Origin of the sequence: Saccharicrinis aurantiacus (assembly GCF_001660705.2) — a bacterium.
GTDB classification, from domain to species: domain Bacteria; phylum Bacteroidota; class Bacteroidia; order Bacteroidales; family Marinilabiliaceae; genus Saccharicrinis; species Saccharicrinis aurantiacus.
This window is the reverse complement of the sequence record NZ_LYBV02000030.1, coordinates 152,116-166,057: the sequence shown is the minus strand read 5'-3', so window position 1 is coordinate 166,057 and position 13,942 is coordinate 152,116. Positions and strand designations below refer to the sequence as shown.

The following is a 13,942-nucleotide window of genomic DNA, read 5'->3' as shown; positions in this document are numbered from 1 at the left end:
AAGATAAAAGCCACACACCCTGCAATGCAAAGGTATATGGCTTTTGAGTCTAGATTAAAAATCTTTGGTATTAACTTGTTTACTCACACAAGTCCTATATTGCAGAGCTACCTCGCTCTTCGGTACGGATACGAATACATTGCTCAAGGGGTGTTACAAATATCTTTCCGTCTCCTACTTCACCTTCGTGACCGTTGTGCGATTTAGCTGCCTTAATAATTGCATCTATTGTTGTTTCAAGGTACTCTTCGTTTACTGCAACCTCAACACGCATTTTAGGCGTTAAGTTAGGCACTACTTCTTTACCTCTATATACTTCTTTTCTAATTTGGTTACCATGTCCTGATACACGAGTAACCGTAATTCTAGTAATACCAGCCGCTATTAAAGATTCTCTAACTTGGTCTAACTGATACTCTCTTATTATTGCTGTAATTAATTTCATAATACTAATAATTTGAAATGTTGCTAAAGGTTTCTACTAATGTAAAATTAATTTGGATTCATCATACCATAACCACGTTCTCCGTGATAAGAATGATCTAATCCCATCATTTCCTCTTCTTCGGTCGATTTCAAACCAAATACCTTTTCAACGAACCAAATAATTGCAATTGTTAATACAATTGAATATGCTATGGCAATAACAACAGTAATTGCTTGTACTCCGAACTGATCCCAAACAGACCACTCACCTGTAACTGAAGCAGCAGCTGCATCGGCCATCCACGAATCTCTAATGAAGAATGATAAAACAACTGCTCCTAAAATACCACCCATACCGTGAATACCAAAAGCATCTAATGAATCATCATATCCTAATTTATCTTTTACTATAAGTGCACCGTAACAAACTATAGTAGAAATAGCACCTAAGGCCATTGCTCCGGTAGTTTGTACAACACCAGCCGCAGGGGTAACAGCTACTAAACCAGCTAATACACCCGATGCAAAACCTAATGCAGTTGCTTTTCCATGGTGTAATAACTCAACAATCACCCACATTAACGCTCCGGCTGCACCAGCAACTTGTGTTGCAGTTAAAGCTTGTGCTGTTTCAATACCACTAGAAACACTACTTCCGGCATTAAAACCAAACCAGCCTACCCAAAGTAAACCAACTCCCATCATTGTCATTACTAAGTTATTCGGACGTAGCTGACGCTGAGGATACCCTCTACGTGCTCCTAAATAAATAGCCGCAACCAAACCACTAATACCCGCAGAAATATGTACAACTGTACCTCCTGCAAAGTCAATAGCTCCCGCAGCACCCCAATGGTGTAAGAAACCATCTTCGGCCCAAACCCAGTGACATAGTGGATTATATACTAAAATACCCCATATTGCTATAAATACTAAATAGCCTTTAAATTGAACGCGCTCAGCAAAAGCACCTGCAATTAAAGCCGGAGTTATAATGGCAAACTTACCTTGAAACATAGAGAAAACTAAATCAGGTACACCGTCGGTTACTGTAGTGTCAATACCTTTTAAAAACACGAAATCACTATTCCAGCCACACCAGCCTCCTAGTACACTTTCTCCAAAACTCATTGAGTAACCAAAGATCACCCAAAGTACACTCATAACGCCCATAGCTGCGAAACTGTGCATCATTGTTCCCAATACGTTTTTTGATCTAACTAAACCGCCATAGAACATGGCTAATCCCGGAATCATTAGTAATACCAATGCGGTTGATGTGATCATCCAAGCTGTAGCGCCGGTATCAACTTGCGAGCCATCATTGGCCATTCCAGTCATAAAAAATCCAAGCAACATTGTTGCCATAAGAAGTATTCGCTTCATAAAATTCAATTAATAGGTGGTAATTTTCATTTCTCGGCGACAAACTTATAATTTTTACAGTTAACGTGCAAATTTTATTACTTTTTGAAAGTAGAACCCCCTTTATTTAGAACATATCGAAATAATATTAATAAAATACACTAAGCATGACTACCAAAAAAACACCCTTAAATAAAATTATAATTGTTTTTAGGATACGCTTAGCTAAATCATTTATGAATATGGAATCATAATCCATCTCTATGAGATAAATTCTGACTATTAGATTTGCAAAATAATACCATAATAAGTGTTTACCCCCCCATTCTGGTGCAGCATCAATGATAAAATCAATAAAGAATTAGAAAATATTAGTTATATGTTTCCACTTCTACCTAAGCCCTAAACCATCCATCCTTAGGCAATTCTAACTATTATAGAACCATAGAAACACTTACTCACCAATAAAATAGATCATCTTATGTAAAAAATAAAGGCTTTTAATTTATAAAGACTAATTTAAACATGGAGATAAGCCTATATATTAACATATAGATAGATGATAAGCTAGCAAAAATCTTTAACCTACCTTATAGATTAACTTTTTAATAAATCGACTTATGAAAAAGGTATTAATTGTTGAAGATGCTATGGATTCAAGAGTAGCAATGAGTAAAGTTTTATCGAAATTTAATATAGAAGTACTTGAAGCAGAAAATGGCAGAGAGGCATGGGATATAATTATTAAGCATCATCCGCATTTAATATTAATGGATGTTCACATTCCTGAAATTGACGGATTAGATATATTAAAGGAAATGAAAGCTGAGTGGATAGAAACCCCTGTTGTGATGCTTTCTGGTGACGAAAGTACCACCATACGCGAATCCTGTTTTATTCTAGGAGCCAAACAATTTATTAATAAACCAATACGGGCTAACGACCTGAAAAATATTGTTAATGAGTATATATGATACGGATTGTATAATTACCACAGTAGCGACGTATCCATACTCATAGATTATAGCACACTCTACATGTGCAAAACAATTATGCAAGCTGTGCTTGCAAAAGCAGTACTTTACATTTAATTAAGTATTTCTTTAATACCAAAAGCCCCACACATAACAAACACCACTGTCACACGCCTTTAATCCTTCTGTTCACCCCTTTTGTCACACAAAATACCACATACATCAATACACAGCATATTTTTTATGAGATATATCATCTCTTAATTATCTTCGGTATTGAATTAAAAAACAAGCCAAATAAAATCTTTAACATGCTAGCCACCTTCCATTTACCATTAACCCGATATGTATTATTGGCTTATATTTACAACAGAACAAAAGGCATAACCAGCGAGCGACCCACCAAGGGGCTTACGTATAAAATACCAATTCGCCCCCACCCTTCATACTCAGTTTTCTGTACGAAAACACAAATTCAAAAACTTGGATTATAGAACTACAAATGCAGCTTGCCGATTTTCTTAATCAGAACAAAATGACAAAAATATAGCTTGCCGAAAAAAGTGCAGCTCTATTTAACTGAAATAAGACGATTAAGATTTTCGGCAGGCTATATTTTAGTTTTTTACCGCCTTGCCGAAAATCGGCAAAGGAAATTTTACAACAAATAAACATTACAAAATTATGCATTTGGTAATATTTGATTGATTAAAATGTAAAAGTGTTATTGTTGATTCACCCTTTTTTTGTTGGATTAAAGTGTGTTATGCGCATTGATATTATAGTAACTTAACACACGATGTAGGCCTCTTTTATCGATACAACGTCGGTAGTATGAAGCGTTGACTTGTGTTGCGCCTGCGGCAGGCATAGTGCGTATGAGTCATTGTTGCACTGGCGTTTCTATTCTTTGTAATGTATCCTTTTTATAAATTTATTATACAAATACAAATCAAAGGTGCTATTTCCATTATCAACACAATCTATAAAAAACGCTTTAAATTTTTCATCAAAGCTTAAATTTCTAATAAGAGTTCCATTAATCTCAAATATACTTATAGTCTTAATTCGATTCTGACGTGATCCACACCAACCAACAACAACAATCTTATTACCTCCATTTTTAACGAAACAACCATCTATATAATCAACCCTATTTGCGTTAAATATACTTTCTTTTAGAGAAAACAAAAGTTCTCCATTGTTATTATTGTATAGATCAAAGCCTTTTAACAAATAATCTCCTTCGGGTGACAAACTTGCTTGACCTCCAATTAAAGATGTATCGCGCCAAATCAATTCACAATTTCTATTAAAAGAATATATACCAGAAGTTGAAGAACAAATTGAAACATTATTTCCTCGACCTGAAACAGCCCCAATGCTACAGTTATCACAAACTTGTTGTTTCCATGAACCATTTGTATTAAAGTCCTTACATGTCAAATATCTATTATTATCTATTATTTTTAAATAATAGATAATACTTTTATCTGCGTTCGGATATACTTGGCCAACTCTTTCTTCATAGTGAATTTTATTCCCTGATTCATCTAACGATAACAGAAACTGAATTACATCCATTTCCATATGGTCAGTTTCCGAAAGTATTACATGACAAAACTTTCCATCATCTGAAATTTTACAATAAGATACAAACTTATCTAACTCTTTCTTCCAAACCAGGTTACCTTCAATATCATATAACTCGAGAAGACTTTTTTCATCAAAATTGTCGTATCCTACTCCTTCACCAGCCTCATAAGAATTTATTGCTTTAGTAAAATACTTTTTATTATCAGATTTAAATACTGCAATATTTTCGATTCCATCTTTTTCCGATGCTGATAGATCCTTGATATGTAAAGGTCTATTGAGAGGTATTTCATTTACATTAACATCTAAATTTCCCAATTTAACAACCTGTGCTAGTGAATCTGTTATACTAAAACAAAACACAATAAAAAGTTGAATTATTACTTTCATCTTAAAGAACCTCATGAGGTTAGTCATAAATATTCGCATGTAATTTACACTAATGTTTCTTTATTTACCCTTAATATGAGTGTTAAACTCTATCGCTTGGGTACAACTTATAAGGATTTTATCCTTTGTTCGACCAAGATAATTAATAACCTCAATAAAACATAAGGTTTATATATTGATCATTTATTTCTTCATAAGGTTATCATAAAAAAACCTTGTAATATTTTACTACTACAAGGTTTCTATTTTAAATTCTCAGCCAATTATATAATTACCATAGTGGCGCCCCATCCGTACTCTTGGAAAGAAGCATCTTGGTAATCGTGCCACTTGTATTTGCGGTCTAAAGATTTTCTAATCTCTGTTTTCAAGGTTCCATTACCAACCCCATGTATAAAAACAATTTTTCGTTTTTTATTCTTCTCGTTGGCTGCCATTACCTCATGAAACTTTTTTAGCTGCACATCTAGCATATCTCTGTTTGATAGGCCAGTGGTAATATCGAGCAACTCATGAATGTGCAAATCAACCTCTAAAATTTCTTTATCATCTCTTCGCTTTACATTTGATTTTTTAGGAGCAGCAGGTGCTTTTTCTTTCATCGCCTTTTTAATATCCTTATCGGTTAATTCCTCAAGCTTTTTCGAGAAACTATCTTTTAACAAGTGTACTAAAACGGCTTTATCATTTAAATAATCATTTTCAACATACGATGCATCTTTCATCAACTTAGCTCCTGAAAAACTGACTTTTTCAATAATAGGTTCTATCGGTGTGTAATCTTTATCTTTTTTATAGAAAATTACTTGAACCTGAAAACTACTATCATCAATATAATTAATGGCTAAAGTATCTAAGGTAACTTTGGTATTTGGTTCTAGAGTACCATTATATAATGGCGACATCACATCTTTATTAATTTTTGAGATGGTGTAAAAGGCAAAGTAATTGCTATCATTTATATAATACATGTTAACATTGCCTCCAATATTTACATCCTGAACTAATGCCAATAACATTTTTGGTTCATCGTCGGTTTCCGATTCCTCGTAATCAAAAGAATCTTGTTCTACAAGCTCTTGCTTTGAGTTTGCACTAGAAGTATCTGCTGTTTTACGCTCCACTAATACTACCTCAGTCATTAAAGCAGGCACTTCAAAACCATCATCATCCAAAACGTAAACCATATCCTTACCTTCAATGCGGCTTACTTTACCTCCACCCACTTCGTTTAAAAAGCGGACTTTATCTCCTATATTTAATTTCATATCTTTTTCAACTTTATTTATCTGAACAAACTGATTTGCATTTCACTCATTTTAGATAATTACAAATCGTATTATTCTGCCAAAGTTAATTATTTTTGCATCCGATTTACAGCAGATATTCCTGTATTAATAAAAGATAAATGAGTAGACCAGATATTTCAATAGCAGAATACACCTATAATTTGCCCGACGAACGAATTGCTAAATATCCTTTAGATAACAGATCCGATTCGAAACTTTTGGTATTTAATGGTGGTAACATCCAAGAATTAAAATTTTCTGATATTGTAAACGAACTACCCAATAACAGTCTGCTTACTTTTAATAATACTAAGGTAATACAGGCACGTTTACCTTTTCAGAAAGTTACGGGTGCTAACATTGAAGTGTTTTGTTTAGAGCCTATTGAACCCGTTGATATCAATCTTATTTTTCAGACTACAGATACCTGTACTTGGAAATGTATTGTGGGTAATTCTAAAAAATGGAAAACAGGCCCACTTGAAAAGAAAATTGAAATTAATGGTGAAGATGTTACCTTACAAATAAATAGAATATCAGCTGGTTTTGATTCTCAAATCATCCAGTTTAACTGGGATAAAAACGTTTTATTTAGCGATTTAATTGAAGCCATTGGTAAAATTCCGATTCCTCCATACTTAAATAGAGAATCAGAAGAAATTGATAGCACACGTTATCAAACCGTGTATTCAAACCACAAAGGTTCTGTGGCTGCACCCACTGCTGGCCTGCATTTTACGCCTGAAATATTAGAAAATCTCAGTGATAAAGAAATTGATTTATCGTACGTTACTTTGCATGTTGGTGCAGGGACTTTTAAACCTGTTAAAACAGATAATGTTGCCGACCATGAAATGCACATTGAGCATTTTTTTGTAGAGCTTGATACCATTAACAACCTACTAAATCACGAAGGTAACATTACAAGTACTGGCACAACTACGGTAAGAACCTTAGAAAGTTTGTATTGGTTAGGGGTTAAACTTTTAGAGGGTAGTAATGAGTTTTACATTAAACAATGGGATGCTTATGAATTACCACAGCATTATAGTTTTTCGGATGCGCTGAACAAGCTAAAAGAACATCTTGAAACAAATGAGAGAGTAAGAATTGAAAGTCATACAGGTATTATGATTGCTCCTGGCTATCAGTTTAAAATTGTAGATCGTTTAATTACAAATTTCCATCAGCCAACTAGTACATTATTATTACTAATATCGGCATTTACTGGAGGTGATAACTGGAAGAAAATTTATGATTATGCTTTAAGCAATGATTTCCGCTTTCTAAGCTATGGAGATAGCTCTCTGTTACACCGAACAAAATAAAAAAAAGGACTTAGTTTTTAGTAACTAAGCCCCTTACGTACTCTATTTATTTTCTCTTTTTGCAATTTCCTCTTCTAATATTTCTTCAATATCAGAAAAACAGCTACCGCAAATTGTTGCAATATTTGTTTCGTCTTGTATTTCATCCATTGTAGTAAAGTTATTATCCTGTATAATTTTTACTACGTCCTTTTTTTTCTTTAGCATGTGTCGGCATGCAAAATCATTATCTTCTAACATATTTAAAGTTTTTATATCCCATTTTTAATAAGTGCAAGTATAGCTACTTTTCATTGAAACTACGAAAATAATAAATGGTTCAAAAGTATGATTAATTAATACAAATCTTACAGTAATTTGATTAAGCAATCAAGCCTGTATCTAAATCAATACCACGCTTAAAAACAAGCTTATTTTGCACCTCCTCACATTCCTTAAAAAAGTTAAAACAAAAAGTTAACGAAGTGTTAAAATAGACGAACTACGGGATACTCGCATACACTATTAACTTTTTTTAACAATCACTAACCCAATCAAGAAATGTAAAGGACTATTTTTGGAAACCTTAAATAGAAATTATAAAAAATACATATAAATCAATCGTCTCATGGAGCAATCAGTTGATATAAGAGAATTAAACGAGAGAATAAAAAATGAAAGTTCGTTTGTGGATTTACTAACCATTGAAATGAACAAAGTAATCGTAGGTCAAAAACACCTTATCGAAGGATTATTAGTAGGGCTTTTAAGTGATGGTCATATCCTACTTGAAGGTTTACCTGGTTTGGCAAAAACTTTAGCCATTAACACACTGGCTACAATTGTTGATGCTGATTTTAGTCGTATCCAATTTACTCCTGATTTATTACCTGCCGATTTATTGGGTACCATGATTTATAGCCAAAAAAAGGAGGAGTTTGTAATTAAAAAGGGACCTATTTTTACAAACTTCGTATTAGCCGATGAGATTAACCGTGCTCCTGCAAAAGTACAAAGTGCTTTACTTGAGGCCATGCAAGAGCGTCAGGTTACAATTGGCGACACCACTTACAAATTAGACAAACCATTCTTAGTAATGGCAACGCAAAACCCGATTGAGCAAGAAGGTACCTACCCGCTTCCTGAAGCACAGGTCGATCGTTTTATGCTAAAGCTTGTAATTGACTATCCTCAAAAACAAGAGGAGCAAATGATTATTCGTCACAACTTAGCGCAATCATTCCCAAAAGCATCAACTATTCTTAAGCCTGATGATATTATCAGAGCACGTACTGTAGTTAAAGATGTGTACATGGATGAGAAGATTGAAAAATACATTGTAGATATTGTATTTGCCACTCGTTTCCCGGATGATTACAAAGGTTTAGAAAAATATAAAGATATGATATCTACAGGGTGTTCTCCTCGTGCAAGTATCAGTCTGTCAATGGCTGCTAAGGCTTATGCATTTATCAAACGCAGAGGTTATGTAATTCCAGAGGATGTTAGAGCGGTTTGTATCGATGTATTACGTCACCGTATTGGTTTATCATACGAGGCAGAGGCAAACAACGTAACATCAGTAGAAATTATCAACGACATTTTAAATACTGTTGAGGTACCATAGTCAAAACTAAACTGCATCTGGCAGAATTAGTTTTTGGCAATTAGCTTATTAATATGTAATCAGCTTTCTCTTATTTAGTAGAGAAGGCTGCTAATTATTAAAGTTTCTTCAAGTCGATGAAAGCACTCTTAATCTTGGTGCAATTCTGAAACTATAATCTTGAAAAATGAAACTTATTGAATATGGATACTACTGAATTATTAAAGCGGGTACGTAAAATAGAAATTAAAACTAGGGGGCTTTCTTCAAACATCTTTGCAGGAGAATACCATTCAGCTTTTAAAGGCAGGGGTATGACTTTTAGCGAGGTGCGCGAATACCAATATGGCGATGATGTAAGAAGCATCGATTGGAATGTTACCGCTCGTTTTAACTCCCCTTTTATTAAGGTTTTTGAAGAAGAACGTGAGTTAACTGTAATGTTAATGATTGATGTTTCAGGCTCGCGAGATTTTGGTTCTTCATTCGCTTTTAAAAAGAATATAATTACAGAAATTGCAGCTGTACTATCGTTTTCTGCCATTCAGAATAATGATAAGATTGGCGTAATCTTCTTCTCTGATAAAATTGAAAAGTTTATTTCTCCTCAAAAAGGACGTAAACACATACTACATATTATTAGGGAGCTTATTTCTTTTGAGCCGGATAACAAAACCACTGATATTGGCATGGCACTTCGTTACTTAACCAATGCCATTAAAAAGCGCTGTACCACGTTTGTTATTTCCGATTTCTTAGATGAAGGATTTGAACAGCCACTTAAAATAGCCAATCAAAAGCACGATTTAGTGGCCCTTAAGATATACGACGAAAGAGAAACCGAAATGCCATCTATTGGATTGGTAAAACTTAAAGATGCAGAGTCTGGAGAATATTCATGGATTGATACATCTAGTAAAAAGGTACGCGACTCGTATAAAAAATGGTGGAATGAAAATGATGAATACACCAAAGACCTATTCAGTAAATCAGGCGTTGATGCTACTTCTATTCGTACCGACGAAGATTATGTGAAGGCCTTAATGTATTTATTTAAAACACGTATGTAATGCCTAAAAGTTTAAAACCAACACACAAAAACATACAGCGCTTAAAGCACCACTTTGCGTTTATATGCTTATTTGCTTTAAGCTTATTTGCACACAATGGCTTTGCGCAGGGAGTTAAAGCTTCTGCCACGCTCGATTCTACATTAATTTTTATTGGTGGACAGATAGATTTAAAGCTTGAAGTGAGCCAGCCTGTTGATGCCACAATTTCTTGGCCAGCATTTGCCGCTGATACCATAACCTCAAATATTGAAATAGTTGAACGAGGACAGGTAGATACCACAAAAGCTAATGATAGAATTGTACTTTCTCAGTTATTCAGAATTACCTCATTCGATAGTGGCCTACATTACATCCCTCCAATTGAATTAGAATTAATCGGAGCCGAATCTAAAGAAATTGCAAAATCCAATTCCTTAAGCTTAATGGTGGTCAATCCATTTCCGGTAGTAAATCCTGAAGATGGAATCACAGGCATAAAAGATCCAATCAATACACCCTTTAAGCTAAGTGAGATTCAAGATATTCTTACATATACTGGTATAGGTATATTGCTAATTGGCTTGTTAATATTCCTATACTCTAAGTACGGGCACCTAATATCTAAAAAGGAGAAACCTGCAGAAAAGGTTGTTCCTCTTGAGCCTGCGCACATTATTGCAATGCGAGAGTTAGATAGAATTCAGGAATCAAAACTTTGGGAGAAAAATAGAGAGAAAGAATATTACACAGATATTACAGATACATTAAGAACTTATCTTGAGCATCGCTTTAATGTTACCGCAATGGAGCAAACCTCTGATGAAATATTAGACACATTAAAGTCGGTAGGCGAAATTGATAAGGGTTCTATGGCCGAGATTGACCAAGTACTTAAACTTGCTGACTTGGTTAAATTTGCGAAGTTCAATCCTCTTCCCGAAGAAAATAATAGAAGTATTAAAAATGCTTACGCCTTTGTGGATAAAACAAAACGTGCAGTTGTAGAAACTTCTGAAAAGGAAGAAACTGAAGCTGACGAAACTATTCCTGTTAAAACAGAAGAATAAGCATTTAGTATTTATTTTGATAGATTATCAATATGAACAATATAACTTTTTTACATCCTCAGTTTTTTTATTTGCTATTGGTACTTATACCAATGATAACTTGGTATGTGCTAAAACACAATAAAGCACAAGCTTCATTGCAAATATCAACGCTGAAAGGATTTTCAAAAGCACCCACTACATTACGAGTTTATCTGCGTCATTTGCCAATAGTTTTGCGTTCGTTTGCCATTGTTATGATTGTATTTGTTTTGGCAAGACCACAATCGAGCAACAGCACTCAAAATGTAACTACTGAAGGAATTGATATTGTAATTACAATGGATATTTCGGGTAGTATGGAGGCACTAGATTTTAAACCAAACCGTATGGAAGCATCAAAAGATGTTGCTGTTCAGTTTGTATCGGCACGCGAAAACGATAAAATAGGCCTAGTAATATTTGCAGGTGAAAGCTTTACCCAGTGTCCACTTACTACTGATAAAGCAACACTAGTAAATTTAATTAGGGATATGCGAACGGGTATGCTACCTAAAGATGGTACTGCCATTGGATCGGGTTTGGCTACTGCTGTTAGTCGTATAAAAGATAGTGATGCAAAATCGAAGGTAATTATATTACTTACCGATGGTGAAAACAACATGGGAGAAGTTGCCCCTTTAACCGCTGCCGAAATTGCTAAAACATTTGGCATCAGAGTTTATACTATTGGTGTAGGATCAAAAGGGATGGCTAAATTCCCGGTGCAAACACCATACGGAACGCAATACATTGAGCAAGAAACTCAGATTGACGAAAATATGATGTCGGAGATTGCCAACATTACAGGCGGTCAGTATTTTAGAGCCACTACAAAAAATGGACTAAAAAGCATCTATGCCGAGATTGATAAAATGGAGAAAACAAAAATTGAAGTAAAAGAATACACCAAGCGCTCTGAGGAGTTTTTGCTATATGCTATTCTGGCTGTAGTTTTTGTAATAGCAGAAGTATTTATTAAGAGTACTTTATTGCGCAATTTACCATAACACAATATTAAAGACGAATTATGTTTAGATTTGAACATCCAGACTATTTATATTTATTGGTTCTAATTCCTGCATTGGCATTCATTAATTTAGTGATTAGCCAACGCCGAAAAAGTGCCCTCAAACGTTTTGGTAACCCTGAGCTACTAAAAACACTGATGCCTAGCGTATCTAAATTCAGACCAATCATTAAGTTTTATGTAATGTTATTAGTGCTAACTGCATTAATATTTACCATTGCTAATCCTCAGTTTGGTACTAAAACCGAAACCGTTAAACGCAATGGAATTGAGGTTATAATTGCGCTTGATGTATCCAATAGTATGAATGCACAAGACATTAAACCAAGCAGACTAGATAGAGCTAAACGTGCCATATACCAAATGGTTGATAAGTTTAGTAACGATAAGGTTGGGTTAGTTGTATTTGCCGGTAAAGCCTATACACAGCTACCTATAACCAGCGATTATGCTTCTGCAAAGATGTTTATCTCATCTATTAATACTGATATCATAAAAGCACAAGGTACCTCAATTGGTTCTGCTATTAATTTGGCAACTAACTCCTTCAGTGCTCAAGAAGATATTAATAGAGCTATTATCGTAATTACAGATGGAGAAAACCACGAAGATGATGCTATAGGTGCTGCCAAGGCTGCCGTTGCTAAAGGAATAAAAGTATACACGGTAGGAATGGGATTGCCAAAGGGTGCTCCTATACCAACTGGTAAAGGCGGCAACGACTTTATGAAAGATAGAGATGGTAATGTGGTAATTTCGAAACTAGATGAGCAAATGCTTATTGACATTGCTACTGCCGGCGAAGCTGAATTTATCTCTGCCAACAACATTCGCAAGGGAATGAATGATTTAGTTGGTCACCTATCTAAACTAGAAAAAAGTGAAATGGAATCGAAAATTTATACTGATTTCGATCACCAATTTCAATACATGGCACTAATTGCACTAATTCTTATTTTAATAGAATTTGTGGTATTAGAAAGAAAGAACAAATACATGAAAAACGTAAACCTATTTAAAGAGGAGGAGGACAAATAATGAAATATCTATTAATTGCGGTATTATTTATTGGCATAGGTACTACTCTATCTGCTCAGAAGGAACGTAAATTCATACGAAACGGGACTTCTTTCTATAACGATTCAAACTATATTGAATCGGAAATAGAGTATAAAAAAGCACTTGATAAACTAGACGAAGGTGAACGCTCTTTCGAAGCAGAGTTCAACTTGGGAGATTCTTATTTTCAGCAAAAGAAATATGAAGATGCACTGAAGCAATTTCAAAGTATCGACACTGAAAAACTAAATAAAGAACAAAAGGGTGCGCTGCATCACAACATTGGTAATTCATATATGGCTCAGCAACAGCCTGACCTGAATAATGCCATTGAATCGTACAAAACGGCTCTACGAAATAATCCTGCCGATAATGAAACTCGTTATAATCTCATTGCTGCCATGAAAATGAAGCAAGATCAGGAAAACGAGGATGAGAATCAGGATGAAAATGAAGATCAAGAAGATCAGCAGGATCAACAAGACCAGCAGAATCAGGATCAAAACCAAGATCAACAAGATCAGGAGCAAGACCAACAGGATCAGCAGCAAAACCAAGATCAACAACAGCAGCAACAAGAAAATCAAATTTCAGAAGAAGATGCACAGCGTATACTGGAATCATTAAATCAAGATGAACAGCAGTTACAAGAAGAAATGCAGAAAATTGAAGATTCAGCTCCTGTAAATATTGAGAAAAATTGGTAGGGTTATACCAATAATGTTATTACAAGTCACTAATTGTACTAATTTTGCGCTCAAAT

Annotated in this window: 13 protein-coding genes; 8 read left to right on the top strand and 5 right to left on the bottom strand. The window is 34.6% G+C overall.

Annotation, left to right across the window (positions count from 1 at the left end; all coding sequences use genetic code 11):
* Nucleotides 1-94 precede the first annotated feature (94 nt).
* The gene (locus tag A8B35_RS13520; RefSeq protein WP_068473490.1) at nucleotides 95-445 is read right to left on the bottom strand and encodes a P-II family nitrogen regulator; all 351 of its coding nucleotides are present in this window, start codon (nucleotides 443-445) and stop codon (nucleotides 95-97) included.
* A 47-nt stretch (nucleotides 446-492) separates the two neighbouring features.
* Complete coding sequence (locus A8B35_RS13515; protein ID WP_068473487.1) at nucleotides 493-1,812, bottom strand: ammonium transporter; 1,320 nt, start codon at nucleotides 1,810-1,812, stop codon at nucleotides 493-495.
* 599 nt (nucleotides 1,813-2,411) lie between these two features.
* On the opposite strand from A8B35_RS13515, the gene A8B35_RS13510 reads away from it, so the two are divergent.
* Nucleotides 2,412-2,765 (top strand): response regulator, encoded by a 354-nt coding sequence (locus A8B35_RS13510; protein ID WP_068473484.1) that lies wholly within the window; start codon nucleotides 2,412-2,414, stop codon nucleotides 2,763-2,765.
* A 903-nt stretch (nucleotides 2,766-3,668) separates the two neighbouring features.
* On the opposite strand, the gene A8B35_RS13505 is transcribed toward A8B35_RS13510, so the two are convergent.
* Nucleotides 3,669-4,778: a hypothetical protein gene (locus A8B35_RS13505; RefSeq protein ID WP_222844156.1), complete on the bottom strand. Its 1,110-nt coding sequence runs from the start codon at nucleotides 4,776-4,778 to the stop codon at nucleotides 3,669-3,671.
* 236 nt (nucleotides 4,779-5,014) lie between these two features.
* Nucleotides 5,015-6,019 (bottom strand): DUF2027 domain-containing protein, encoded by a 1,005-nt coding sequence (locus A8B35_RS13500; protein ID WP_068473479.1) that lies wholly within the window; start codon nucleotides 6,017-6,019, stop codon nucleotides 5,015-5,017.
* 140 nt (nucleotides 6,020-6,159) lie between these two features.
* Between A8B35_RS13500 and A8B35_RS13495 the strand changes: the two genes are divergently transcribed.
* A complete protein-coding gene (locus tag A8B35_RS13495) occupies nucleotides 6,160-7,368 on the top strand; it encodes an S-adenosylmethionine:tRNA ribosyltransferase-isomerase (RefSeq protein WP_068473476.1) in 1,209 nt (402 codons plus the stop codon).
* A 42-nt stretch (nucleotides 7,369-7,410) separates the two neighbouring features.
* On the opposite strand, the gene A8B35_RS13490 is transcribed toward A8B35_RS13495, so the two are convergent.
* A complete protein-coding gene (locus A8B35_RS13490) occupies nucleotides 7,411-7,608 on the bottom strand; it encodes a (2Fe-2S)-binding protein (protein WP_068473474.1) in 198 nt (65 codons plus the stop codon).
* Nucleotides 7,609-7,975: 367 nt separating this feature from the next.
* Here A8B35_RS13490 and A8B35_RS13485 point away from each other — a divergent pair, with 367 nt between their 5' ends.
* The 6 genes from A8B35_RS13485 to A8B35_RS13460 all read left to right on the top strand — a co-directional run bounded on the left by A8B35_RS13485 (nucleotide 7,976) and on the right by A8B35_RS13460 (nucleotide 13,886).
* Entirely contained in the window at nucleotides 7,976-8,974 is a 999-nt protein-coding gene (locus A8B35_RS13485) for an AAA family ATPase (protein ID WP_068473471.1), read from the top strand.
* A 182-nt stretch (nucleotides 8,975-9,156) separates the two neighbouring features.
* Nucleotides 9,157-10,023 carry a DUF58 domain-containing protein gene (locus A8B35_RS13480; RefSeq protein WP_068473468.1) on the top strand — a complete coding sequence of 289 codons (867 nt, stop codon included), beginning with the start codon at nucleotides 9,157-9,159 and terminating at the stop codon, nucleotides 10,021-10,023.
* On the top strand, nucleotides 10,023-11,072 hold the full coding sequence (locus tag A8B35_RS13475) for a hypothetical protein (RefSeq protein WP_068473466.1): 1,050 nt from the start codon (nucleotides 10,023-10,025) through the stop codon (nucleotides 11,070-11,072). The genes A8B35_RS13480 and A8B35_RS13475 overlap by 1 nt, the downstream gene beginning before the upstream one ends.
* Nucleotides 11,073-11,104: 32 nt before the next feature.
* The gene (locus tag A8B35_RS13470; protein WP_222844155.1) at nucleotides 11,105-12,100 is read left to right on the top strand and encodes a vWA domain-containing protein; all 996 of its coding nucleotides are present in this window, start codon (nucleotides 11,105-11,107) and stop codon (nucleotides 12,098-12,100) included.
* Between the two features lie 20 nt (nucleotides 12,101-12,120).
* Nucleotides 12,121-13,158: a vWA domain-containing protein gene (locus tag A8B35_RS13465; protein WP_068473463.1), complete on the top strand. Its 1,038-nt coding sequence runs from the start codon at nucleotides 12,121-12,123 to the stop codon at nucleotides 13,156-13,158.
* Nucleotides 13,158-13,886 (top strand): tetratricopeptide repeat protein, encoded by a 729-nt coding sequence (locus tag A8B35_RS13460; protein WP_068473461.1) that lies wholly within the window; start codon nucleotides 13,158-13,160, stop codon nucleotides 13,884-13,886. Before A8B35_RS13465 ends, A8B35_RS13460 begins: the two co-directional genes overlap by 1 nt.
* Nucleotides 13,887-13,942: the final 56 nt, after the last annotated feature.